Source organism: Aureispira sp. CCB-QB1 (assembly GCF_000724545.1).
GTDB lineage: Bacteria > Bacteroidota > Bacteroidia > Chitinophagales > Saprospiraceae > Aureispira.
Genome location: NZ_JHBV01000138.1, coordinates 19,829 through 45,038, shown reverse-complemented (window position 1 = coordinate 45,038; position 25,210 = coordinate 19,829). Strand labels below are relative to the sequence as shown.

Below are 25,210 nucleotides of genomic sequence, written 5' to 3'. Positions count from 1 at the left end.
GCACTATGAAAAAGAATATTTACATCAATGGTCTTAGCAATATTTCTCCGCAAGAGACATTTTATCAACCAATGGGAGCAACTATTGCACCTCCACAGGGCGCTTTTTTTACTTGTCAAGAACCCAACTACAAAGAGTTTATACAAAAAAAATTGCTTCGTAGAATGAGTCGTATTGTTCGGATGGGATTAGCCACTGCACACAAAGCTTTAGACGATGCCAACAATCCTTCTTTGGACGCCATTATTTCTGGAACAGCTTGGGGCTGTGTTAAAGACACCGAAAAATTTTTAGAGACCATCATAGAAAATAAAGAGGCTTATTTGACACCAACCGCTTTTGTCCAATCTACTCACAACACCGTTGCTGGACAAATTGCCTTGTTGCACCACAACAATTGTTACAATATGTCTTATGTCCAAGGCAATGTTTCTTTTGAATCTGCTTTGATAGACGCCATGCTCTTATTTTATGATAATAAAGCCAATAATATTTTGGTCAACGGCATTGATGAACAAACCGAAAAACTTGGTATCTTACTAGAACGCTTAGAATGTGCCAAAGCCGGTGTTCGGGTAATGGGGGAAGGTGCTGCTTGCTTTATTCTGTCTGACCAACCTACTCCAAATACTTATGCCAAAGTAGCAGGAGTAAACATGCTATATCGCCCCAAAGACAAAACTGCCGTACAACAAAGTATTCAGCACACACTTCAAGAAGCTAATATTCCTTTAGAAGCCATTGATGTTGTCCTTACAGGAAATAAGACACTTGCTATAGAAAAAGAATTATTTCCAACAGCAGACTATAGTCAGTATAAAACATTGTGTGGAGAATATCCTACCAGTACTGCATTTGCAATGGCGGTTGGTGCCCAAGTCCTCAAAGGAGACTTACCAACAAAAACAGCATTAGGTATTCACAAAAAAGCCCCAAAACATATTTTGATTTACAACAATCACCAAGATATTAATCATTCTATTATCCTATTATCAAAAGTAAGTGCATAAAATGGGACCTTTTCCTAAATACTTACGATTCAACACGGTACTTCTTGGCGTATTGAGCTTGTTTGGAATAGCTGCATTTTTGAATTCTGCTTGGTGGGTTTATTTGATAATCTTTTTAACAGGATTTACCATTGCCTATTTTGGAACAACCCAAATTGCTAGTAACTTTCACCTTCCAGCTTATTGCCAAGCGGTAGATTTGAGCAAAAAAGAAATTGCCATTACCTTTGACGATGGTGTTTTAAACCCCGTTCAGAGTAATTTGGTCTTAGATATACTTCAACAGTATCAAGTTTCTGCCACATTTTTCTGTATCGGCAAAAACTTATCATCAGAAGAACAAATTGATGTATTAAAAAGAATGGATGCAGAAGGACACCTTGTTGGTAATCACAGCTTTTCGCATTCTAATTTTTTTGATTTTTTCTCTAGCAAAAAAGTCGTGCAAGAAATTTTGGATACCGACACCATTATTGAGCAACACATTGGAAAAAAGCCTTTATTTTTTAGACCACCTTATGGCATTACGACTCCTAATATTGCTAAAGCATTAGGCCAAGTCAAACACAAAACAATCGGATGGACGTTACGTTCTTTAGATACTGTGATTAAAGACGAGCAACGACTACTAATTCGAGTACAAAAAAAGCTTAAAAAAGGCGATGTCATTCTTTTTCACGATCACTTAGAATTTCTACCAAGGTTCTTGCCTTTGTTTTTGGAATATCTTTTGAAAGAAGGATATACCGTTGTTGGTTTAGACCAACTTTTACAATTACAAGCATATCAAAACAAACCATCTATATGATTCGATATACACTTTTTCTAATTGCTTTTTTAGCGTATACCAGTAGCTTTGCTCAAACATTCAAACCCATGAAAGACAGCAAAGCATTTCAACAAAAATTGCACTCCATTGCTGCTTCTACCAATAGTTTGCAAAGTGATTTTGTACAGACCAAACACATAGATGTCCTTTCAGAAGATATTGAATCTCATGGTAAATTATTTTATAAAGCCAACAATAAGCTACGTTGGGAATACACCGAACCATTGGAATATTTGATCATTCTCAAGGATGGCAAGGTTTCTATAAAGGACGAGGGGAAAGTGAGTTCTTATGATCTTTCTGGTAATAAAACATTTCAAAAAATTAATGAAATGATGATCGGAAGTATACAAGGGGATTTGCTTGTTAATGAGGAAGATTATCAATATGAATTTAAAGAAAGTAACACGGCTTATTTGGTCATCATGACTCCCAAACAAAAGAAAGTACAGGAGTTTATGAAAAACATCAATATCTATTTTTCTAAGAAGGATTACTCTGTAGAACAAGTAAAAATGGTCGAACAATCAGGTGATTATACTTTAATGAAATTCAAGAACAAAAAAAACAATGCAAATATCCCTGAGCAAACTTTTAGCATTCATTAGTTGGTGCCTATTTTTTACAAGTTGTACTACTCCCAAGCATTTACTCCCGCTTTCTAAGGGCAGCCAAACGGTGCTTTCTAGTGATAATTTCAAACCTATTTTTAAAGATAATTTTAAATCGTTCCTATTTAAAACAACGTTGAGTTATGGCGACAAATTTCAACAAGGTGGTTTATTAGCACTCAAGCAACTTTCTGAGGGAAATTATAGAACAATTTTCATGACTAAGTTTGGTATGACGTTATTCGACTTTGAATTTGGTGAAAATGGTTTTATCGTACACAAGACCATGGAGCAGATGAAACTAAAAATATTCCTGAAAATTATTGAACAAGACATGGAAATGCTTTTAACTAGAGGTATTTTGGGAAGTCAAGCGACTCAATTTGAAAAAGGGAAGTTTCCTAAAAAACAAACCATATTCAAAACAACATTCAATCAAAAAAAACATTTCTTCGTTCAAGAAAGAAAACATAAAATCACTGAAATACATCAGAATAGAGCCGTTAGTATTTTCTTATCCAAGTATATTGCCAACATTCCACGCTCTATTCACATCCAACACCATAAGATGCCTTTAAATATGAAATTGACTTTGTTAAAACATTAAGCTTTAATTCTGCAATTATTTGTACTTTTGTAGAATATTATCTACCCCAAACATGTAATAGCAAAAAGAAGGCTGTTTTAGCTGCGCTGCTACTGCGTGGTACTTGTTATTTTTTTGAACGATTACTTAGTCTGCCAACAAACACAGTCAATTAGAAGACGAATAAACTAAAAATTAACGTCAATGCTACAAGGAGATTTTTTTACAACTAACCATCAAGAAGTTATAGAAAACACCATTCACAGTCAAATTAACTTGAATGTAGAACACGCTATTTATAAGGGGCATTTTCCTCACCAACCAGTTGTCCCTGGAGTATGTATGATGCAAATTTTGGCTGAATTGACAACGACCGCCTTAGGGCAAAAAGTGCGTTTAAAAAAGGCGAGTCAAGCTAAATTTTTAATCCCGATTATCCCTAATAAAAACCCTTTGTTGGAAGTAAAAATCAAGTTTAATACAAATGAAGACGGTTCCTTAAAGGTTAATGCTTCTATCCAAGAAGGAGAAACACTTTTTTTCAAATTTAAAGGAATATTAGCTTAAATGGAAGCCTCCAAAACAACAAAAAATAACTGTGCAGATCGCTTACAACAGCTAAAATGCTGTGTTATTATTCCTACTTATAATAATGCTCAAAAGCTAGAGGAGGTCATTAATGCCGTTAAAGAATATACGACTTTGGAATTAGACCAACAACATCATATTTCTCATTTATTAGTAGTGAACGATGGGTCTACAGATGGTACAGCAGCAATTTTGGAGCGCTACCCTACTATCATGCAACTTTCGTATCAACCCAATGCAGGAAAGGGAATTGCGATGCGTAGAGCCTTCAAATATGCCATTGAAAAAGGCTATGACTATGCCATCACATTAGATTCAGACGGTCAGCATTACGCCAAAGATATACCAACTTTTGTTGATGCGTTAACCAACAATCCCAATGCATTAGTTGTTGGTTCCCGAAATATGGGACAAGAAAATGTTCCTACCAAGAGTAGTTTTGGTAATAAATTTTCAAGCTTTTGGCTGTGGGTAGAAACAGGTATTCGTCTAAAAGATACACAATCTGGGTATCGTCTGTATCCAATCAAAGCACTTGAAAACTTGTGGTTTGTTACGGGACGCTATGAATTTGAAGTTGAAGTCTTGGTTCGGGCGGCATGGGAAGGCATGGATTTATTTTGTGTGCCTATTGACGTTTATTACCCACCTGCCGAAGAACGCATTACCCACTTTAGACCATTTAGAGATTTCTTTAGAATTTCAGTTTTAAATACATTTCTGTGTTTGGCAGCATTCTTTTGGTTTAGACCAAGAATGATTGTTAGAAATCTAAAAAAAAAAGCTTAAGACAAGTCCTTCACGAACAGATTTTTAAAGTAGACGAAACACCTCAAAAAAAAGCAGTCTCTGTTGCCTATGGTATTTTTTGGGGAATATTCCCCCTATGGGGCTTTCAACTAGCAATAGCCTTGCCTACTGCTGCTTTATTTCGGCTCAATGTTCCTATTGTCTTTTTTGCAGCTAATATTAGTATCCCTCCAATGATTCCGTTTATCTTATATGCTAGTTTTTGGACAGGTGCCTTGGTTTGGGGCGGTAATCATGGCGATCTTAGCTTAGATAAAATGGGGGATTTGGACGTCATTCAAACCAATATCTACCAGTATACTGTTGGGGCTATTGTTTTATCATTTGTAGCGGCTTTTATAATTGGTCTTGCCACTTACTTGGTTCTATATAAACGAAACGCATCCCGTTAAACGTTGCACGTGCTGCGTGACACGTGATTGATTTTAGACAAAAAAATTTACTGCGTATTGGTTTCAGAAAGAAGATTCATGCAAACAACACCTGCAACAATTAATAACATTCCTACAATAGCAATCCAATCTAACTTTTCCTTATAAAATGCAAAACCAACCAGTGCAACCAGTATGATTCCTATACCCGACCAAGTTGCATAAACTGTTCCCAAAGTCAAATTTCGCAGTGCAAGCGTCATAAAATAAAATGCCCCGATATAGCCAGCAACTACTAGGAAAGAAGGAAATAATTCCTTGAATTCATCACTCGCTTTTAAAGCAAATGTAGCCCCTACATCACATAAAATAGCTGCTGTCAAAAATAAATAAGCCATGATAATAATTTTTTGAGGTGAATCAATAATGAATTTAGAAAGATGAAAAATTGAAGTTTCACCAAAGTCCATTTTCATAGTTGTCGGACAAGCAATTTCTTCCCCCTAAAAATCAATCCTCAAACTACATCCATCATTTTATCTAGACTAGAGAAAAAAATAACTTCTTATTCTCTTGACAAGCAACATAAAAGCTACTCTAGCATCAATTAAAACAGCACTCTCTGTTTCTCCCAAAAACTTCAAAACAAAATATTGTTTCATATTATTAAAATAAAACAAATTCATAAATAACTTTAAAGAAAAAACTTACATACAAAACTCAGAGACAACAACTAAAATGAAACAAAAACTTCAAAATATCAAAAGACAAATCTCATTTCATTCAACTCTCCTCATTCTTTCTATTCCTATCAATGTTTGGTTTAAGCTGCAATAAATTGTATTTTTGCACATTAAATAATCTAATACAGAAATACTTTCTAATGCCCCACTAATGGATGCAATTTTCCTTTTTCTATATCATTATTTTCAAAAACATAAATTTCTTTTAGTTGCCTTAGTTTTTGTTTTATTGACTATTGCCTTAGGACTAATAGGAACACGTCTTCACTTAAACGAAGACATCTCTAAGGTAATCCCTTTAGATGCCAATATTCAAAAGGTTAATGAAGCCTATCAAAATACTAAGTTTTCTGATAATCTAATCTTCCATCTTTCTCTTTCCGACACTACTCAAGAAGCGGATGCCGAAGCTTTAACTAGTTTCGCTGACAGTCTTGTTGCTTCGATAGAGACATTAGACTCTAATAAAATTCAGGAGATTAGATATACACTTTCTGACGGTGCTATTACAGAATTATATGACCTATTCTATCAGCATCTTCCTTTGTTTTTGGATCAAGGGGATTATAAAGATTTAGAAAGTCGATTAGATTCTACTGGAATACAAAAAGCACTAAAATCGGTTTACAAAACCTTAATTTCTCCAACTGGTTTTGTCATGAAAAAAAATGTTCTAAAAGATCCTTTAGGACTCGCTAGTATTCCTCTCCGCAACTTGCAGGATTTCCAAATTGATGGCAACTATACCTTGTACAATAGCCGCATTATGACACAGGACAAAAAACACTTATTGTTTTTTGTAACACCTAAAACGAATGCGGGAGCCACAGGCGCTAATGAGTTATTACTAAAAGAAATTGATCAAAAAATTAGTTCAACACAGGCAGCCTTTGAAAATAGATATGAGGCAGAGTACTTTGGTAGTATCGCCGTTTCGGTTGCCAATGCCCAACAAATTAAAACAGATATTAGCTATACTGTAGGGGCAGCATTGATTGCTTTAATTTTATTTATTACCCTATTTTTCAAACGCTTATCCATACCTATTTTAATTTTTATTCCTGTCGTTTTAGGGGCAGCTTTGGGCATGGCAGCGTTGGTGCTCTACAAAGAAAGTATTTCTGCCATTTCTTTGGGCGTAGGGGCGGTTTTATTGGGTGTTACCGTTGATTTTTCCTTGCACGTATTTGCTCACTTTCGAGCCGATGGCTCCGTAGAAAAAACCATTCGGGATATTTCTACGCCAACTATCATGAGCAGTTTGACAACGAGTAGTGCGTTTTTATGCCTCTTGTATATGTCCTCTGAAGCCATGCGAGATTTGGGAATTTTTGCAGCGGTGGCCGTTTTCTCTTCTGCTATTTTTGCTTTACTAGTTTTGCCACATTTCTTGCCCCAAAAGACAACGCAAACGGTTCCCCAAAAAACATTTTTAGATCAATTAGCTGCCTATCCAATTCACAACAATAAAGGAATAAGATGGCTGGTATTAATTGCCACAATTGCCCTTCTATTCTTTTATAATAAGGTTCAATTTGAGGAAGATATGAATAATATCAACTTCATGACTCCAGCATTAAAAACAGCCGACCTAAATTTACAAAAAATGGGTGGCGAGGCACTAAAAAGCAGCTATGTTGTTTCTTCTGCCGAAAGTCTAGAAACGGCACTTCAACGCAACGAGGCAGCAACGGCAACGTTGGAAAAGTTAAAACAAACAGGCATCATTCAAAACTATACCTCGGTTAGTAAATTTATCCTTTCTCAAGAAGCACAAGCTCAAAAAATTGCACAATGGAACCGTTTTTGGACTTCAGAGCGAATCAATGGGTTAAAAGATGCTTTACAAAAACAAGGAGAATCTCTTAAATTTAAACCCAATACATTCGATGCTTTTGTTTCTTTGTTAGAAAAAGATTTCCAACCTGTTCACTGGGAAGAGCTTCGTGCAATTCAAGACTTAGTATTAAGTGAATATAGTACCATCAAGAATGGTCAATATTCTTTTATTTCCATTGTCAAATTGGACGATGCTCAAAAAGCGACTGTTTATCCTTTGTTTGAAAAAACGACTGGCATTACCATATTTGACAAACAATTTATTGCCGACCAATTTGCTCAATCACTTCAGACAGACTTTGGTTTGTTGGTCAATTGGTCTTTTATTATCGTTTTTGTTATCTTATTAATTGCTTTTGGACGCATAGAATTAGCCCTATTAACTATTTTCCCCATTTTACTAAGTTGGGAATGGACTTTAGGTTTGATGGCATTATTAGGCTTAAAATTTAATGTTGTCAACATCATCATTTGTACCTTTATTTTCGGCTTAGGCGTTGACTACAGTATTTTTGTTACCAAAGGTTTGCTGCATGAATACAAGTATGGAGAGCGCATTCTTCCCGCTTATAAAACTTCTATCATCTTGTCAGCCCTAACCACTATGTGTGGTATGGGGGTTATGATTTTTGCCCAACATCCTGCTTTGTTTTCTATCGCTAGTTTGTCTATTATTGGCATTCTTTCTATTCTAATTATCACCTTTACTATTCAGCCTTTAATTTTTGGTTTCTTAATTATTAATCGAAAAAAGAAAGGTTTACCTCCTTACACCTTACTAAGTCTTGTTTCCACCATAGTAGCTTATACACACTTTCTTTCTGGTTGTTTAGTACTGACTATTTTGACCTTTGTATTCACAATAACTCCCTTTCAGAAAGAGCATAAAAAGTACATTTTACACCGCCTCATTAGACTCTTATCAGCATCTCTAATTCATCTGATGTTTAATGTAAAAAAAGTCTATATTGATCGTAAGAAATTACAACTCAATCGCCCAGCATTAATTATTGCCAACCATCAATCGTTCTTAGATATTATGATGGTTTTGATGTTGCATCCCAAGATTATTATAATGACTAATAATTGGGTTTGGAATTCCCCTATTTTTGGGCGTGTCATTCGTTTTGCTGATTTTTATCCTTCCGATGCAGGCGCAGAAAATAGCATTCAGCACCTACAAGGCTTGGTTAATAATGGCTATTCTATCATGGTTTTCCCAGAAGGTACCCGCTCCAAAACAGGCAAAATTAGTCGCTTCAAAAAAGGAGCCTTTTATATTGCGGAACAACTCAACTTGGATATCCTTCCTATTATTTTCCATGGAACAGGAGATTGTATTCGGAAAAATGACTTTTTGGTTCACGGTACTACTGTCACTATGAAATTCTTAGATAGAATTTCTCCTGTTGACTTGAGTTGGGGAACTAATTATTCTCAACGTACCAAATCCATCAGTAAATATTTTAAAACCGAATATTCTAAGATCAAAACTGCCACCGAAACCGTTGATTTTTTTGAAGACAGATTGATAAAAAATTACATTTACAAAGGACCTGTTTTAGAGTGGTATACTAGAATTAAAGTTCGCTTGGAAGACAAATACCAACCATTTCATCAATTACTGCCTTTAAAAGCTAAAATTACAGACATTGGTTGTGGCTATGGCATGATGAGTTATATGCTTCATCTCCTCTCTTCGGATAGGATTATACATGGCATTGACTATGACGCTGAAAAGATTCTTGTCGCTAATCAATCCTTTTTAAAGAATAAAAACATACAGTTTACCGCAGCAGATGCCACCCGCTATGTTTTAGAGCCTAGCGATGTTTTTATAATTAGTGATATGTTGCACTACATTCCCAAAGAAGCTCAAAACAGACTCATTAGAAATTGTTTAGACAACCTTAATGAAAATGGTTTGTTGATTATAAGAGATGGTGATTCTGACTTAGCCGATCGACACGAGGGGACTGTTTGGACTGAGAAGTTTTCCACACAAATTTTTGGTTTTAACAAGACGCAAAGTGAAACGTTGTCATTCTTATCAGGTAAAGACATTGAAGTGATTGCGCAGGATTATGGATTGGATGTCGAGCGATTGGACTTAACGCAAAAAACATCCAATATCATCTTTGTTATTAGAAACATTCCCAACCAAACCAGTCAAAACGCATAAAAATCCCAACTTTGGAAAAACAATACGACATCATTATTATTGGAAGCGGTTTGAGTGGTCTCATCTGCGCTTATATCCTCAGCAAAGCAGGCTACAAAGTCGCTGTATTAGAGAAAAACAAACAGGTAGGGGGTTGTTTGCAAACCTTTGTTCGAGATCGGTGCATTTTTGATGTAGGGGTGCATTATATTGGTGGATTGGGCGAAGGACAAGCACTCAACCAATACTTTAAGTATTTGGGTATTAGAGATACGTTGAAACTCCAACGCATGGATATGGAGGCATTTGATACCATTGGTTTTGGAGAAGATGATACGGTGTATAAAATGGCACAAGGACACGAACGGTTTGTCGATAGTCTTGCTCAACAATTTCCTAAAGAACATTTGGCGATTAAAAATTATTGTAAAGCCATTCAAGATATTTGCCAAAAATTTCCATTATATTTTTTAGACATTCACAGTTCTTATCCTAGTGATTTGAGTCATTTAGCAATTAATGCAAAAGATAAAATTGCCTCTTTTAGTTCTAATCCTACCCTTCAAGCTGTCTTGGGTGGTAATAATATTCTTTATGCAGGACGTGGCTCTGCGACTCCTTTTCACTTGCATGCTATGGTTTTGAACAGTTATATAGAGAGTGCCTGGCGATGTATTGATGGGGGCTCTCAAATTGCAAGACTTTTGGTGAAGCAAATTCGCAAAGAAGGGGGTGTTATTTTCAAACAAAAGGAAGTCGATCAATTTATTTTTGATGGAAATGCTATAAAATCGGTTCTATTAGATACAGGTGAAACATTGAATTGCAAACAGGTAATTTCTAGTGCTCATCCCAGCCAATTGAGTCGTTTTGTTCGCCAAGATCGAGGACATCTGAGAAAAGCATATCTCAACCGTATCAACAACACACAAGCTACTCCTGCCGTTTTTTCGGCGCACTATACCTTGAAACCTAATACCGTCCCATACATCAATCGCAATTATTATCACCACAAAACAAAAGAGGTCTGGAATGCTATAGAAAATAATTCTAAGGATTGGCCTTCTACTTACTTGGCATTGACTCCCATAACTAGCAAATCGCCTACTCATGCCGATAGCTTTGCTGCCATGTGTTATATGGATTACAAAGAAGTTCAGAGGTGGGAAAATACATTTAATACCGTATCTCAAGAAACCTCTAGAGGTGCTTCTTATGAGGCTTTTAAAGAAGAAAAAGCTTCAATCTTATTAGAAGAGGTTTATAAACAATTCCCACAATTAAAAGGAAATGTTACCAATACACATGCCTCTACTCCACTATCTTTTAGGGACTATATTGGTTGTCCTACAGGATCTTTTTATGGATTTGAAAGAAATTATCAAGATCCCATGCGCACGGCATTGGCAGTTCAAACAAGAATACCCAATTTGCGCTTAACAGGACAAAACATTAATATGCATGGTATTCTAGGCGTTACGGTTAGTGCTGTATTGGCTTGTATTGGTTTGGTTGAAAGAAAAAAATTATTGACAGACATTGTATCTGCCACTTAATATAAATTAGATGATGACACGATTAAAAAAATGGGGCAAACGATTGCGCAATCTTTTGATTTTTATAGTGCTTTTAGTTCTTTTCTTGGAATGGTGGCTCAATATTAGCCCTCCAAAAATCAAAGATACGAGTGCTTGGGAGCTGCAACGAACAGAGCAAGCACCTGATTTTTATACGATTCATAACAATTGGTTGCGTAAAAATGAATATGGTTTGTGGGAAGCTTATGTCGAAGGCAAGCCTTTTGAGCGGGGTGCTATTTTGGGAAACTTAGCACAAGAATTAATTGTTCAGCAAGAACTTTACTTTGTCCGCCAAATCAAAGTTTTAATTCCTTCGGATGCGTTTCTTTATTTATTGAGATACATGGTTGGTTTTTTTAATCGTAACTTAGACGAGTTTATTCCATTAGAATATCAGCAAGAAATTTATGGAGAGACGCATTTTTGTAGCGATGAATTCAACAGCATCGGTTCTAATTATGAACGAATTTTAAATTACCACGCCGCTCATGATATTGGTCATGCGCTCAAAGACTATGCAGTTGTTGGTTGTACTTCTTTTTCTACATGGGAAGAAAATAGCACGGATAGTAATTTGATTATTGGACGTAATTTTGACTTTTATGTTGGAGACGATTTTGCCAAAGATAAAATCATCTTATTTATTAACCCCGAAGAGGGGTATAAACTAGCTACTATAACTTGGGGTGGCTTTTTGGGTGTAGTCTCTGGAATGAATGAAAAAGGGCTAACAGTCACTTTAAATGCGGCTAAATCAGGCTTGCCTACTTCTGCCAAAACTCCTATTTCGATTGTTGCTCGACAAATATTACAATATGCTAAAAATATAGACGAGGCTTTTGAGATTGCGCAACAATACGAAACTTTTGTTTCAGAATCGTTGATGATTGGTTCTGCGGAAGATGGTTATACTGCTATTATCGAAAAATCTATTGATAAAATAGCATTGTATCGATCTGATAGCATGAGTATTATTTGCTCGAATCACTATCAAAGTGATAGCTTCCAAACGGATATAGACAACCAAACTAATATCCAATCATCTGCCTCTAATTATCGCCAAATTCGCACCCGAAACCTCCTAAACGAAATCAACGAAGTTGACTATCTCGATGCGGCTAAAATTCTTCGAGACAAACAAGGGCATCAAGGAAAAGACATTGGATTCGGAAATGAAAAAGCATTGAACCAATTATTGGGACATCATTCGGTAATCTTCATGCCCGAAAAACGATTGATGTGGGTTTCTACAGCTCCCTACAATTTAGGAGAATTTGTTGCTTATGATTTGAACCAAGTATTTGGCTTAAAAGAAGTGCCTAGTCGATCCCTAGGGATCGACTCCTTGTTAATTCCCGAAGATCCTTTTGCAGCCTCTCCAGAATTTCAAGATTACGTAGCTTTTAGGCTATTAAAAAAAGAATTAACTTTACTAACTGCCAATGGCACAGCTTATTCAGAGCATGATTTAACCAAAGCAGAACGTATTATTGAACTAAATCCAGATTATTATCATGCCTACGAATTGGCAGGTAACTTTTATCACTCAAAAGAACTCTATTCCAAAGCTATTGCCGTTTACAAAGAGGCATTGACTAAAGAAATTGCGACCAAAACGGAACGAACGGCTATTGAAGAAAAGTTATCCATTGCCAAAAAAGCCAATCAAAAACATTAGAACAGTAAGTATTTAATATGAAAATCCCAGCTATAGAAACGGCAAATCCTTCAAAAATTAAAGCTTTTCAAGATCAAGAATTGCAAAAGCTCCTACATTATCTTGCATTAAATTCGCCTTATTATCAACGTACTTTTAAGGAGCATAACATTGATATTTCAAGCATCAAAACCTTAGAGGACTTGCCAAAGTTGCCGTTGACAACCAAGCAAGATTTGCAAGAAAACAACGATGCCTTTATCTGTGTTGATCGTCGCAAAATTATCGACTATGTCACTACTTCGGGCACCATGGGAAAACCAGTCACATTTGCCTTGACAGATAAAGATTTAGATCGTTTGGCTTATAATGAAGCGACTTCTTTTGCTAGTGCGGGTATTGATGATACAGATATTTTACTCCTAACCACAACTATTGATCGTCGCTTTATGGCAGGATTGGCGTACTTCTTAGGTGCTAGAAAATTAGGTGCTGGAATAGTACGAGTTGGGTCAGGATTGCCTGCTTTACAATGGGATACCATCAAGCGAGTTTCACCAACTGCACTTATTGCTGTTCCTTCTTTTATCTTTAAATTGATTGAATATGCCAAAAAGAATGGCATTGATTATAAAAACAGCAGCATCAAGAAAGCCATCTGTATTGGCGAGTCTTTAAGAAACCCAGATTTTTCCTTAAATACATTGGGTCAAAAAATTACAGACTTATGGGATATTGAACTATACTCAACCTACGCATCTACCGAAATGAGTACTGCTTTCACAGAATGTAGCCACAGCCGAGGAGGGCATCATCATCCTGAATTAATACTGGTCGAAATATTAGATGAGCATGGTCAGGCGGTTGCTGAAGGAGAAGCTGGAGAAGTTGTCATTAGTACCTTACAAATGGAGGCAATGCCTTTATTGCGGTTCAAAACAGGCGATATTTGTCAATGGTACCAAGATGCTTGCCCCTGTGGGCGCACAACATTGCGTCTTGGTCCCGTAATTGGACGCAAAGGTCAAATGATCAAATATAAGGGAACTACTTTGTATCCTCCTGCATTGTATAATTTGTTGAATCAATTTGAAGCAATCAAAGCATTTGTTATTGAGGTCTTTACCAATGATATTGGAACCGACGAAATTGTTATCAAGGTGGCTTCTAAAGATACTTCTACTCGTTTTCAAAAACGGGTCAAGGATCACTTTAGGGCAAAACTACGCGTAGCGCCTAAAGTTGAATTTACAAGTTTTGAGACAATCAATGCGTTGCGTTTTCCTGCTATGAGCCGAAAACCTGTTTTATTTTTTGATCATCGTTAAAATAAAAAGTATTATATTTAACTAAAACCAATTACATATTGCATATTTTATTAAACTTTAATTAAAAATTCATTGTAATGAAAAAATTCATGTTCTTATTTATGGTTGGTGCCCTATTGTTCGCAACAAACTCATTAGAAGCTCAAGTTCGAGTACAAAAAGGAGATATCAAGGTTCTAAAAGGTCAAAAAACAGTTGGTGTTAAATTTACTTACGATAATATGGCTGTAGGGAAATTTAAGAAAGAAGAAGACTACATAAAGAAAAAAGTTAAAGACTATAATGAAAAAGAAGCTGGTAGAGGTGATTCATGGAAAGAAGCGTGGATTAATGATAGAGCAACTAGGTTTGAACCAAAATTTTTGGACTTAGTCTCTAAATACACTGAAAAATCAGGTCTACAGTTTTCTACTGACCCTGCTGGCACTAAATATACAATCATTGTAAATACAGATTTTTCAGAACCTGGATTTAACGTATATGTAGCGAGAAAGAATGCTGAAATTAAAACAACAATTACAATTGTAGAAACAGGGTCAGATAAGGTGGTTGCAAAACTGTCTGCTTCTGGTCAAGGTAGAACTTTTGGTGGAAATGACTGGGACACAGGAGTTCGTCTTGCTGAAGCATATGCCAAAACAGGAAAAGAGTTTGGGAAATACCTTTCTAAGAAAGCATTGAAATAAAATAACACACCCTTCCATAATTAAAAGACTGTAAAATTAATTTTACAGTCTTTTGTTTTATCTGGATAAAAGCAAACATTTTTTGTATTTTTGCCCCCTCATTTTTCAACTAAATTCTATAAACTTTCAAACTATGAAAAATATATGTTTTTTATTGTTCTTGTTTATTCCATTTTTAGGAACTAGCCAAGACAAATTTGACTACACAGTTAGTGAACCATATCGCGTCATTGATGGTGCTGCAAAGTATTATTTCTCTATTACCAATCATCAAAAAACGCTTAGTGTTAAGCAAGATGGTAAAGACATCTATATGCAAAGCTTTGATGCAAAATCAATGAAAGAACTAAAAAGGAACAAGTTTAGCGACTTGCCTAAAGGTTTTGTCATTGAACACATGATGTGGTTTAACAATAAAGCTTACTGTTTCTTCTCTCTTTGGGACAAAAAAAATGAAACCGAACAACTATTTTACCGAGAAATTGATTTTCACGGTTGTTCTTTCAAGGGGAAAGAAAAAAGAGTTATTGCTGTTAAAGGAAAATTAACTGGCGCTCCTGTTGCTGTTATTGGTTTTTGGAGTGTAGGAACGGTCGATAAATTTTCTTTTTTACTTTCTCATGATCACTCTAAACTATTAATACAATGCCGTAAAAAACCAGCAAAGCGAAACGATGCTATCAGTAAAGATATTATTGGAATGTATGTGTTTGATGAAGATATGTCTAAAATTGCTGGCAATCAAATAGAAATGCCTTATACAGAGCAAATGATGGATAATATTGATTACCATATAGATTCAGAAGGCAACCCTTATATTTTGGCTAAGGTTCGTGCTGATGGAAGTGATAAAAATGAAAAAGGTGTTGGCAAAAAAAACAAAAGAGCTAATTATCATATTGAGCTATTAAAAGTTGATATTACTAACAAAAAAATAAAAAGTTCTAAAATAGCTATTGAGAATTACTTTATCAAAGAGATTTGGTTGTATGAAGGTTCTGAAGAACATATGATTTGTGCGGGTTTTTATAATAAAAAAACAGGAAGTAACTGGTCTAATGGTGAGTGGATTGGAAATAAAAAGATTAGTGAGGGGAATGCTGATGGTATGTTTTTATTCCATGTCAATAAAGAAGGAGGAATTGATAAAAAGAATTTCTACCCTATTCCTCTTGAAATTATCAATCAATACCAAAAACTAGGTACTCAAAAAAGAAACGAGAAAAAAGACAGTAAGGGTAAAGCGGAACTATCTTACCTTGAATTAAGAGAAGTTAGTGTACAAGACGATGGAAGTATCATCATATTAGGTGAGCAATTTTATAGAGTTTACCACCAATCTAGAAGTGGAGGATATTATACTTACCATTATGAAGATATTCTAATGACTAAAATTGATAAAGAAGGTGAATTGGTATGGATGAGAAAGATGCCAAAGAAAACTTCTAGTCGTAGATATAGAGGAGGTCTTGGTTTTAAGCACGTAGAGTTAGATGGTAACCATTATTTATTTTATATGGATAATGTAAAAAATATGGAATTAAGTTTGGATAAACGTCCTCATATGCATATTGACGGAGCAGGAGGATTCTTAACAGCTTATCGTGTCAATGATGAGACAGGAAAAGTTAGTAAAGTATCTATTTTTGATACCAAAAAACTAGATAATGGGTATTCTGTTAAACATTTCCGAACTGGAAAAATACTACAAATATCTGAGAGTGAATTCATTTTAGAGATGTATAAAGGCAAAAAAGAGGATGTAATGATTAAAATCAAAGTTAAATAATCATAAGTGATCGCATTCAGTAAAAATAAGCTTAGGTTCTATCCCCTAAGCTTATTTTTTTATTATCGATAATCAATATCCCAATCCTTGTTTCTTCCTCTATGTACAGCTCCTGAAATTACCATAGAAACTCCTGTTATAAAAAATAGTATAGGAATTAAAAACAGTACCCAAGAGGTAGGGTTTAATAAAATAAATATCATCAATCCTACTAATAAGGCAACACTTGCTATTGATATCCCTATAATCATATAGACCAACCCCACTTTTGAGGATTTCATTCTATTAGGTTTTGCCTTTCGTATTCGTTTTCTTTTTCGTAACTTTTTATACTTTCTTTCAATGGGGAGTTTTCTCTCTATTATAGTTTCAGAGGAACAAGAATAGCTAACAGCCGCATCAACTATTCTAGCGTTCCACAGCAAACTAAATAAGATTAAAAATAGAATTCTCATAGTGATTAGTTTTATGATGTTGTAAAAAGCACAATAATAACTTTTTTTGAGCACGCCCCCAATAAATAGCCTTCAACAATCTCAAATCGTTGTTATCATACAAGAAATCAATGAACAAAACCAAACACTACAAAAGCTTTTTCGTATCTTGTGTAAGTTAAACAAATGAATAATACATAAATGAGAATAGAAAAAGTCGATGTTTTAGTTATTGGCGCAGGACCAGCTGGTAGTGTCGCAGCAGCGATATTGCACCAAAACGGACATCAAGTAAAAGTTGTTGAAAAGCAACAATTTCCTAGATTTGTCATTGGAGAAAGCTTGCTACCTCGCTGCTTAGATAATCTGCAAAAAGCAGGATTATTAGAAGCGGTACAAGCTCAACAATTTCCTTACAAACGAGGGGCATCCTTTGTTCGTGCTGCCAATGAGTCTTGCACCTTTGATTTTTCTGAACAGTTTACAAATGGTTGGGAATATGCCTATCAAATGCCTCGCGCTAATTTTGACAAAACACTAGCCGATGAAATTGTTCGTCAAGGGGTAGCACTCTCTTACCAAGAAAGTGTCGAGAAAGTCGTTTTTGATGATGAAAAAGCATTCATTAACATCCAAAATAACGTAGGAGAGCAATATCAAATAGAAGCAAAATTTGTTGTTGATGCAAGTGGTTATGGACGAGTTCTTCCCCGACTACTAGACTTGGGGCGTCCTTCTAATTTTCCTGCTCGTACGGCATTTTTCGCTCACATCAAGGATAAGCCACATACAGAAAACACCGAACTTCTTACTGAAATTATTGACCTAGGTACTGCTTGGGCTTGGATTATCCCCATTCAAGAAGGTGTTACTTCTATTGGTTTTGTAGGAGATGCTGAATTTTTGGAGCAATATGGAGATCATTATGATGAAAATCTATTCACAAAATTGCTTGATACGCATCCTACTCTAAAAGACAATTATGCTCAAAATGTAGAGTTTGTTTTTTCTCCTAAGGTCATAAAAGGATATTCTGTAGGTGTCAAGCAAATGTATGGAGATCGTTATGTATTGGTTGGCAATTCCACAGAGTTTTTAGATCCTATTTTTTCTTCTGGAGTAACCTTTGCCACAGAAACGGGAGCTGTTGCAGGAGAACTACTCCATCGTCAATTAAATGGGATGCCCGTTGATTGGGAAAAAGATTATGTCAACTACATTCAACATGGTATTGAAGTTTTTAGAACTTACATCAAAGAATGGTATACAGGCAACCTTCAAACTATTTTCTTTGCAACAGAAAAAGATCCTAGTTTCAAAAAGCAAATTTGCTCTGTATTGGCTGGTTATGTTTGGGATAAAACCAACCCTTATGTAAAAAAACACCGCCGGGCAATTCCATTATTAGCCGATGTTATTCGTCGTCAAAAACAAGCTGCCGCCGCTAGCCAATAAATGAGTTTAAATCATTGTAATAAAAAGATGTATCAATCCTTTAGTCAAACGTTGGCTAGAGGATTTTCTTTTTTCTGTTGGAGAATTGTTTCTATGGCAACTTTTTTGATTATGAATTTATTGTCTTATGATAATTACAGCAAATTCGACACTAGTTAATTCAAAATATTGTATTTTAAATATACAACACATACCTATTATTTGTTAACCCCACAATTTAAACTATGAAAACACACATCCTCTTTTATTTTCTATTTTTGGCTACCTATTCTTATGCTCAATCTTTAGAACAATTTGTCATTAGTTCAGCAGGAAATTTTAGCAACACCTCTACAGGAACAACATTAAGTTGGACCGTAGGAGAACCGATGATTTCGACAGAAAGCAGCAACACAGCAATTCTTACACAAGGATTTCAACAACCAATTGATGTAAATCCTTTATCTGTTGATATCAAACTAAACCAGGACATTCGCCTACAAGTTTATCCTAATCCTACCTCCGAACAAATTACATTTCAAAAAGAAACGGACAAAACTCTAAAAGCAGAACTATTCAATATGCTAGGAAAATCTATTGGTCATTACTCAATTACCCAACGTCAGACGAATATCTCCTTGCAACATCTTCCCTCTGCGACTTACTTACTTCGCATTCAAGATTTGGACCAGCAGATTATCAAAACATTTAAAATTCAAAAAACACGATAGACATGAAACATATTATACTATTCTTTTTACTACTAAGTTGTACAGTTAGTTTGACAGCACAAGCTCCTCAAGCATTTCAATACCAAGCCATTGCCCGAGCCAACAATGGTTCCCCCGTCATCAACCAAAATATTAGTATTCGAGCATCAATCATTTCAGGAAGTACTACAGGTGCTATTTTGTACGTCGAAACCCACACACCTACTACCAATCAGTTTGGTTTGTTTACCTTAAAAATTGGTCAAGGAGTTGTTGCTAATGGCACTTTTAATACTATTAATTGGGGCTCAAATAGTCACTACTTGAAAGTAGAAATGGATGAAACAGGAGGAACAGCCTATCAAGATATGGGAACTGTGCAATTACTTTCTGTGCCTTATGCCTTGCACGCTGCTAGCGTCGACAATGCCGATGATGCCGATGCCGATCCTAATAATGAGTTGCAAAGTTTATCCATAACTGGAAACTCATTGAGCATAAGCAATGGAAATACGATTACCCTACCCAGTGGCGGCAGTGGAAGTGCTCAAACTATTTCTAAAATAGGCAATACGATTACCCTGTCCAATGGAGGTGGAAGTATTATTCTAAACGACGATATTGCCAATAATGAATTACAGAGCCTATCTTTAACGGGTTCAACTCTAAGTATTAGTAATGGCAATTCCGTAACACTTCCTAGTGGTGGCTCTTTGGACAATGCATATGATTTTGGAGGTCCAGGAGCTGGTCGAATGATTACTGCTGATGCAGGTGAAGTTACTATTACTGCCAATATAGCCAACAGTACTGCACTTCGTGTTGAAAATACCAATACAGGTGTTGGGCTTATTAGTAACACAACCAACGCTGCCAATACTTTCTCTCCCATCCAAGCAAACACCAATAGTAGTTCTAATATTGTCGCAGGAATTATTGGCAATACAACGGGCGCAGCTTGGGGAGTTGCAGGACAAGCCGATGCTAACTCCAATGCTGAGGCAGCCGTCTATGGTAGCAACTTAAGAACCGTTGGTGGACATGGTGTTTTGGGTGTTGGTTTTAATGGTAGTGTTGGACAAACAGGGCAATCAACTGGTTTCGGTGTTTATGGTGAAAACTTTGACAATGTCGCTCCTCTTGGTAATGGAATTGGTGTTGGTGGAAAAGGTTTCTATGGTGTTTTGGGGGAAGATCGATATTTAGGAGCACAAAATGGTGCTTATGGCGTTTATTCAAATGGCAACTTAGGAGCTACAGGAACCAAAACATTCCGTATTGATCACCCACAAGACCCTGACAATAAATTCCTTCGCCATTTTAGTATTGAATCGAATGAAGTCTTAAATGTTTATAGAGGGACAGCTACATTTGATGTAGATGGAAATGCTATTGTTCAGCTGCCTGATTATTTTAGTGCTATCAATAGAAATGTTAGTTATCAATTAACTCCAATTGGCGCTTATATGCCATTGTATATCAAAGAAAAGGCAAGTAGCAACAACCAATTTGTTATCAGTGGAGGAACGGCAGGAAAAGAAGTATCGTGGTCTATTTACGCAGAACGAAACGACTTGTACCTACAACAAAATCCTCAACAGCGTACTGTGGAAATTGAAAAAAGAGCACACGAAAAAGGTCGTTATTTGATCCCATCTTTATACAATGCAGACCAAGATAAAGCTTTATTTAATGCCAATCCTCAGCCTGTCAAGCAACAAACACTCAAAATAATGAAGTAAAAATATTGGTGAATAGAGCGAATTCTTTAATGAGTTCGCTCTACATTTGTCAAATATAACAGGGGTGTAGGATTAAGATTCGATACCTCTTATTTGAGTTTGCGAACGCTTCCAAAGGCGAGAAACTGTTGTTTTTTGGAACAATTTTCCTTGAGCAGTACGAAAACCTGCTTGGTTCAGTTTCTGAGCAATCGCTTGCAAGGTCAAACCTTTATCTTTATATAACAGAATTAATTCTGTTGCACGTCGATTATTAGGATTTAAACGTGCTTTCTCTCGAATTCGTCGTTGTCCTTTTTGACGTGCTTTTTCTGTAAAAGTAGAATTTCGCCACTCCCCTATCTCCAACTTTTTAGCATCAAGAGCTTGTTTGGTTCGAATGGATATTAACTCTCGCTCTCGATCAGCAATTGCCATGAACAATGTCAATGTAAACTTATCAAGATTGGGAATATCACAACTAAACAAACGACCTTCTAATAAATTGTAAATAGATAGAGCATCTTCTGTTTTTCGACTCAAACGATCAATCTTAGCTACAGCCAAAGTATAACCTTCCATTTGACAAAGCCTTAATGCTTCTTGCAAAACCAAACGAGTTTCCACACTCCCGCCACTCTGAATTTCTGTAAATTCTTTTACCACAACCTCTTCTGACAAAAAATGATATAAGTATGCTTTTTGGGCTTTTAGCCCCAAACCACTTTCTCCTTGTTTTTTGGTAGAAACTCGATAATAAATAACATACTTTCTTGACATTTTGAATCTTTTTGTTTCTAAGTTACAAAATTGTTAGGAGGGTTACTAATTTGTAACTTTTGATTTTTAACATAAAATGACAAAGCAATCACGCCTTGTTTTATTGTAGATTCGTAGGTAAAAAATTCCTAAAAGGTATTATAAACTAATTGCTGCTTTATACAAAGAAGCTAAGTGCTTGATTAGAAATCAAGCAAAATTGTTCTTTTATACCTCATTATAAAGAAATTGAATTTCTATTTTTTATTGAAAAAACTGTTTTTAATTCTATCTTAATGGGAGCATTTGTAGCGATCACCCCATTATGATATAATATGAATACTACTTAAAGCTGCCTTTCAGGCATTAGTATACATTTATACCCCCTCTTCCACAGATATTAATACATATACTTTTTTAAAAACATTATAGAAAGGTAAAAAAATCCTCACTAATTATTTATCAATTATGAAATACTCTGTATTTATAATACTACTTTTTTTTATAAGTACTTCCTTGGATGCCCAGATTACAAAAGGGAAAAAATTAGTCTCAAAAGGTGATTATGAAACGGCTATAGAAGCCTTTGAAAACGACTTAGAAAAGGCAACTAGCAAACCAATTTCATTGTATGAATTGTCAAAAATATATTTTGCTCCAGCCTATGAGGAGTATGATATAGAGAAATCTTACCAATATATCTCGAGGGCTATCAAAGAGTACGAAAACTTAAGTAAAGCAGACAAAAACAGAGTACAAGCCAAAGGTTTGAGCAAACTAAGTTTAAGCAAATTGCAAAGTGATATTGTATCAACTGCTCACAAGGACGCCTCTCAAGCCAATAATTTGAGTCTTGCGGAACGTTTTTTGGCACTTTATACGACTGCTAGTAGCCAACAAGTAGAAAGTATGACTCAAATTCGTGATGCCCTCGCCTTTCAATATGCTTCAGAAATAAATACATTTGCTGCATATGCTGATTTTTTCAAAAAGCACGAAATCACAACAGAACGCTTTAATAAAGAATTGTTGGTGCGAGCTCAAAAGAAACTGCTCGAAAGTTATATAGAGGAAAAGGGCTGGCAATTTTATCCTAATTTTGAAGAAAAGTACCGAGACAACATATACGTTCGAGACCCTAAAGCTGCTTATGCTTTGATGAAAATTGTCCGTAAAAAAAGTCTAAAGGAGTATCAAAATTTTACCGAAGCCTATCCACATAGTCCCTTTAATAAGTTTGCCAAAGACTATATGTATGATATTATAATGGCAGGTACTAATATTGTCGATTACGATTACTTTGTTCGTGCCTATCCCAATTACGAAAAAAAGGAAGCAATATGGCTTCGTTTTTACCGCTTGTATTTGCAAGAAAATGGAACGAATGCGGTCAAAGAATTTGCAAAAGCCTATCCTAACTATCCATTTCAAGATGCTATTAATTCTGATGTTCGAGCAGCGCAAAAAAAAGCAGACAAACCCTTGTTTGAGCAAGCAAAGCAAACAGAAGATATCTTACTAATTCTGGATTTCATTAAAAAAAGTCCTAGTTCTCCATATGTTTTAGAATTGGAGGCTCCTATGTATGCAGCTCTAAAGAAAAAGGGGTTATTTAGAGGAGCTAAGACATTCTTAACGCTATTTCCCAATAGTACTTATTATGATGCTGTCTTAGATATTTATTATGACTCCTATGTTAGCGATGGGGAATTGGGAACCATCAATCAGTTTATGATGGAACATCCTGAATATAAAAACATTGAAAAACAAGAACGAGATTTAAAACTTGCAGAGCAAGGTGCAAAACTTAATTTATTAGAAATTCCTACATCACAAAATAGAGCACAATACGAAGCGTACATTCGTGCTGCCGCTCCCAAAGAAAGAGCTTTTGTTGCTCTACAACGATTGATAGAACCTGCCATCAATGCTCAAAACTGGGATTCAGCTTTAGACCAAGTCAACGAATTTGCTCCCACTTTTGGACAAAATAACACTAAAATTACCAACTTAAAAGCGCTACTTAGTGCACAAGAACCCGCTATTTCCAAATTAGCTTTGGGAGGTGGTATCAATTCTTCTAATCCAGAATATAGTCCCTTGGTTTCTATTGATAACAAAAAAATCTACTTCTGTCGATTGAATAAACCCAAACAAGGAAGTGTTAATGAGGATATTTATGTTTCTTCTTTTGAAAACCAAGAGTGGCAAATGGCTAAAGCTTTGGAAAGCATCAACACAAATAAGCACGAAGGACTTTTAGCTGTTTCTGCGGATGAACAACAACTAATCATTTTTGATGGGCATACTCGAAAGGGGGATATGTTGTTATCAACCTATCAAAAAGATACTTGGTCTAAGCCTGTGCCTTTCTCTAATACAATCAATACTCCCTACTGGGATGCTGATGCCATGATCTCTAGTGATGGAAATGCCCTGTTGTATGTTTCTGAAAGAAAAGAAGTCTTGGACTTTTGGCAAGAAAGCAATCTCAATGGGTTTCATGGCTCCAATACAGGAAACAGAGATATTTTTGTTGCTCTAAAAAATACTGAAGGAGAATGGCAAGAACCAATCAATTTAGGAGATATGGTAAACACTCCTTTTGCTGAAAGAACACCATTTTTGCACCCTGATATGAAAACCCTTTATTTCAGCTCTGATGGACATGGTGGCTTGGGGCATTTAGATGTTTATATGACAACTCGTTTGGATGACTCTTGGACAAAATGGTCTACTCCTATTAATTTAGGAAAAACAATCAATACTAGTCAAAACGATTGGGGCTATCGTGTTAGTACTGATGGCAAAACAGCCTATTTCTCTGCAATGAGTTCAGATAGTGAAGATGATATTTATTATATTTCGTTGCCTCAAAAATATCAACCCAAACCTGTTGCGATCTATTCAGGCACCGTTGTTGATCATAATAATAAACCAATACAAGTAGATATTAGTTGGGAAGATTTGGAAACGGGTAAAATATTAGGGCAATTAAAAAATGATCCTTCAACAGGCCAATTTGTACTTCCATTGCCTATTGGAAAACAGTATGGTTATTTTATATCCAAAAAAAATTATTTTTCGGTAGGACAACAAGTAACTCTCTCAGAAGCTTCTACTAAAAAAAACATCCAAATAGCAACACTTGAGGAATTGAAGGGAAAGACAAAATGGCTTTTACTGCACAATATCTCTTTTGAAGGGGAAAGTACTCAATTCAAAAAAACCTCTCTATCTACCTTAAATCGCTTAGCTGATCAAATCATACAACTAAAAATGACGGTCTCGATTATGGTAGAATCCGAACAAGTTGATCTTGCTGAACAAAAAGTTAAAGCAATCAAAGACTTTTTAGTAGCCAAAGGTTGCAAAGATAGACAAATTACAACCGCTACTGCTAGTAGTTTGCAGCCTTTTGAGCAAGCTAATAACGAAAAAAAGGATTTAATAAAACTAAAAGTACAGCACTTTACTGCTATTGAATAATCCCTAGCTATATTTCTATAGCACAAAAATTACCACACTATAAATCATAAAAATACCGATTTAGGATAGTCCTAA

20 protein-coding genes are annotated in these 25,210 nt (G+C 35.6%); 17 read left to right on the top strand and 3 right to left on the bottom strand.

The genetic code is table 11. From position 1 onward, the window contains the following. Positions 1–5: 5 nt before the first annotated feature. The 7 genes from CG11_RS26725 (at position 6) to CG11_RS30695 (ending at position 4,826) form a co-directional block, all read left to right on the top strand. Positions 6–1,010 (top strand): beta-ketoacyl synthase chain length factor, encoded by a 1,005-nt coding sequence (locus tag CG11_RS26725; protein ID WP_052599969.1) that lies wholly within the window; start codon positions 6–8, stop codon positions 1,008–1,010. A 1-nt stretch (position 1,011) separates the two neighbouring features. Next, positions 1,012–1,818: a polysaccharide deacetylase family protein gene (locus tag CG11_RS26720; protein WP_052599968.1), complete on the top strand. Its 807-nt coding sequence runs from the start codon at positions 1,012–1,014 to the stop codon at positions 1,816–1,818. Next, the gene (locus tag CG11_RS26715; RefSeq protein ID WP_052599967.1) at positions 1,815–2,447 is read left to right on the top strand and encodes an outer membrane lipoprotein carrier protein LolA; all 633 of its coding nucleotides are present in this window, start codon (positions 1,815–1,817) and stop codon (positions 2,445–2,447) included. The genes CG11_RS26720 and CG11_RS26715 overlap by 4 nt, the downstream gene beginning before the upstream one ends. Then, on the top strand, positions 2,410–3,057 hold the full coding sequence (locus tag CG11_RS26710) for a hypothetical protein (RefSeq protein ID WP_052599966.1): 648 nt from the start codon (positions 2,410–2,412) through the stop codon (positions 3,055–3,057). The genes CG11_RS26715 and CG11_RS26710 overlap by 38 nt, the downstream gene beginning before the upstream one ends. A gap of 183 nt (positions 3,058–3,240) precedes the next feature. Continuing rightward, positions 3,241–3,603, top strand: a complete 363-nt coding sequence (locus tag CG11_RS26705) for a hypothetical protein (RefSeq protein ID WP_052599965.1) — start codon at positions 3,241–3,243, stop codon at positions 3,601–3,603. Further along, complete coding sequence (locus tag CG11_RS26700) at positions 3,604–4,413, top strand: glycosyltransferase family 2 protein (RefSeq protein WP_052599964.1); 810 nt, start codon at positions 3,604–3,606, stop codon at positions 4,411–4,413. 20 nt (positions 4,414–4,433) lie between these two features. Beyond that, positions 4,434–4,826: a DUF2062 domain-containing protein gene (locus tag CG11_RS30695; RefSeq protein WP_197043993.1), complete on the top strand. Its 393-nt coding sequence runs from the start codon at positions 4,434–4,436 to the stop codon at positions 4,824–4,826. Positions 4,827–4,873: 47 nt separating this feature from the next. Here the strand turns inward: CG11_RS30695 and CG11_RS26690 are convergent, their stop codons facing one another. Beyond that, entirely contained in the window at positions 4,874–5,275 is a 402-nt protein-coding gene (locus CG11_RS26690; protein ID WP_156039934.1) for a multidrug efflux SMR transporter, read from the bottom strand. A gap of 424 nt (positions 5,276–5,699) precedes the next feature. Here CG11_RS26690 and CG11_RS26685 point away from each other — a divergent pair, with 424 nt between their 5' ends. The 6 genes from CG11_RS26685 (at position 5,700) to CG11_RS26660 (ending at position 16,588) form a co-directional block, all read left to right on the top strand. After that, on the top strand, positions 5,700–9,569 hold the full coding sequence (locus CG11_RS26685; protein ID WP_052599962.1) for a trifunctional MMPL family transporter/lysophospholipid acyltransferase/class I SAM-dependent methyltransferase: 3,870 nt from the start codon (positions 5,700–5,702) through the stop codon (positions 9,567–9,569). 11 nt (positions 9,570–9,580) lie between these two features. Next, on the top strand, positions 9,581–11,104 hold the full coding sequence (locus tag CG11_RS26680) for an NAD(P)/FAD-dependent oxidoreductase (RefSeq protein WP_052599961.1): 1,524 nt from the start codon (positions 9,581–9,583) through the stop codon (positions 11,102–11,104). 10 nt (positions 11,105–11,114) lie between these two features. After that, positions 11,115–12,806, top strand: coding sequence for a C45 family peptidase (locus CG11_RS26675; protein ID WP_063833225.1), 1,692 nt, complete (start codon positions 11,115–11,117; stop codon positions 12,804–12,806). A gap of 17 nt (positions 12,807–12,823) precedes the next feature. After that, positions 12,824–14,113: a phenylacetate--CoA ligase family protein gene (locus tag CG11_RS26670; protein ID WP_052599959.1), complete on the top strand. Its 1,290-nt coding sequence runs from the start codon at positions 12,824–12,826 to the stop codon at positions 14,111–14,113. 77 nt (positions 14,114–14,190) lie between these two features. Beyond that, entirely contained in the window at positions 14,191–14,799 is a 609-nt protein-coding gene (locus CG11_RS26665; RefSeq protein ID WP_052599958.1) for a hypothetical protein, read from the top strand. Positions 14,800–14,932: 133 nt separating this feature from the next. Next, the gene (locus CG11_RS26660) at positions 14,933–16,588 is read left to right on the top strand and encodes a hypothetical protein (RefSeq protein ID WP_052599957.1); all 1,656 of its coding nucleotides are present in this window, start codon (positions 14,933–14,935) and stop codon (positions 16,586–16,588) included. A gap of 62 nt (positions 16,589–16,650) precedes the next feature. Here the strand turns inward: CG11_RS26660 and CG11_RS30260 are convergent, their stop codons facing one another. Continuing rightward, entirely contained in the window at positions 16,651–16,869 is a 219-nt protein-coding gene (locus CG11_RS30260) for a hypothetical protein (RefSeq protein WP_156039930.1), read from the bottom strand. 354 nt (positions 16,870–17,223) lie between these two features. On the opposite strand from CG11_RS30260, the gene CG11_RS26650 reads away from it, so the two are divergent. The 3 genes from CG11_RS26650 to CG11_RS26640 all read left to right on the top strand — a co-directional run bounded on the left by CG11_RS26650 (position 17,224) and on the right by CG11_RS26640 (position 20,908). Continuing rightward, positions 17,224–18,477, top strand: a complete 1,254-nt coding sequence (locus CG11_RS26650) for an NAD(P)/FAD-dependent oxidoreductase (protein WP_052599955.1) — start codon at positions 17,224–17,226, stop codon at positions 18,475–18,477. A 224-nt stretch (positions 18,478–18,701) separates the two neighbouring features. Further along, positions 18,702–19,187 carry a T9SS type A sorting domain-containing protein gene (locus CG11_RS26645; RefSeq protein WP_052599954.1) on the top strand — a complete coding sequence of 162 codons (486 nt, stop codon included), beginning with the start codon at positions 18,702–18,704 and terminating at the stop codon, positions 19,185–19,187. 2 nt (positions 19,188–19,189) lie between these two features. Next, positions 19,190–20,908, top strand: a complete 1,719-nt coding sequence (locus tag CG11_RS26640; RefSeq protein WP_052599953.1) for a hypothetical protein — start codon at positions 19,190–19,192, stop codon at positions 20,906–20,908. Positions 20,909–20,980: 72 nt separating this feature from the next. Here the strand turns inward: CG11_RS26640 and CG11_RS26635 are convergent, their stop codons facing one another. Beyond that, positions 20,981–21,667 carry a recombinase family protein gene (locus CG11_RS26635; protein WP_052599952.1) on the bottom strand — a complete coding sequence of 229 codons (687 nt, stop codon included), beginning with the start codon at positions 21,665–21,667 and terminating at the stop codon, positions 20,981–20,983. Positions 21,668–22,114: 447 nt separating this feature from the next. Here CG11_RS26635 and CG11_RS26630 point away from each other — a divergent pair, with 447 nt between their 5' ends. After that, positions 22,115–25,135 carry a PD40 domain-containing protein gene (locus CG11_RS26630; protein WP_052599951.1) on the top strand — a complete coding sequence of 1,007 codons (3,021 nt, stop codon included), beginning with the start codon at positions 22,115–22,117 and terminating at the stop codon, positions 25,133–25,135. Positions 25,136–25,210: the final 75 nt, after the last annotated feature.

What these genes read in the sequence shown, in the direction of transcription:
- CG11_RS26645 (WP_052599954.1), top strand. Translation starts at nt 18,702, where the DNA reads ATGAAAACACACATCCTCTTTTATTTTCTATTTTTGGCTACCTATTCT.
- CG11_RS26715 (WP_052599967.1), top strand. Translation starts at nt 1,815, where the DNA reads ATGATTCGATATACACTTTTTCTAATTGCTTTTTTAGCGTATACCAGT.
- CG11_RS26710 (WP_052599966.1), top strand. Translation starts at nt 2,410, where the DNA reads ATGCAAATATCCCTGAGCAAACTTTTAGCATTCATTAGTTGGTGCCTA.
- CG11_RS26665 (WP_052599958.1), top strand. Translation starts at nt 14,191, where the DNA reads ATGAAAAAATTCATGTTCTTATTTATGGTTGGTGCCCTATTGTTCGCA.
- CG11_RS26705 (WP_052599965.1), top strand. Translation starts at nt 3,241, where the DNA reads ATGCTACAAGGAGATTTTTTTACAACTAACCATCAAGAAGTTATAGAA.
- CG11_RS26635 (WP_052599952.1), bottom strand. Translation starts at nt 21,667, where the DNA reads ATGTCAAGAAAGTATGTTATTTATTATCGAGTTTCTACCAAAAAACAA.
- CG11_RS26725 (WP_052599969.1), top strand. Translation starts at nt 6, where the DNA reads ATGAAAAAGAATATTTACATCAATGGTCTTAGCAATATTTCTCCGCAA.
- CG11_RS26720 (WP_052599968.1), top strand. Translation starts at nt 1,012, where the DNA reads ATGGGACCTTTTCCTAAATACTTACGATTCAACACGGTACTTCTTGGC.
- CG11_RS26685 (WP_052599962.1), top strand. Translation starts at nt 5,700, where the DNA reads ATGGATGCAATTTTCCTTTTTCTATATCATTATTTTCAAAAACATAAA.
- CG11_RS30260 (WP_156039930.1), bottom strand. Translation starts at nt 16,869, where the DNA reads ATGAAATCCTCAAAAGTGGGGTTGGTCTATATGATTATAGGGATATCA.
- CG11_RS26700 (WP_052599964.1), top strand. Translation starts at nt 3,604, where the DNA reads ATGGAAGCCTCCAAAACAACAAAAAATAACTGTGCAGATCGCTTACAA.
- CG11_RS26675 (WP_063833225.1), top strand. Translation starts at nt 11,115, where the DNA reads ATGATGACACGATTAAAAAAATGGGGCAAACGATTGCGCAATCTTTTG.
- CG11_RS26670 (WP_052599959.1), top strand. Translation starts at nt 12,824, where the DNA reads ATGAAAATCCCAGCTATAGAAACGGCAAATCCTTCAAAAATTAAAGCT.
- CG11_RS26630 (WP_052599951.1), top strand. Translation starts at nt 22,115, where the DNA reads ATGAAATACTCTGTATTTATAATACTACTTTTTTTTATAAGTACTTCC.
- CG11_RS26650 (WP_052599955.1), top strand. Translation starts at nt 17,224, where the DNA reads ATGAGAATAGAAAAAGTCGATGTTTTAGTTATTGGCGCAGGACCAGCT.
- CG11_RS26640 (WP_052599953.1), top strand. Translation starts at nt 19,190, where the DNA reads ATGAAACATATTATACTATTCTTTTTACTACTAAGTTGTACAGTTAGT.
- CG11_RS26660 (WP_052599957.1), top strand. Translation starts at nt 14,933, where the DNA reads ATGAAAAATATATGTTTTTTATTGTTCTTGTTTATTCCATTTTTAGGA.
- CG11_RS26690 (WP_156039934.1), bottom strand. Translation starts at nt 5,275, where the DNA reads ATGGACTTTGGTGAAACTTCAATTTTTCATCTTTCTAAATTCATTATT.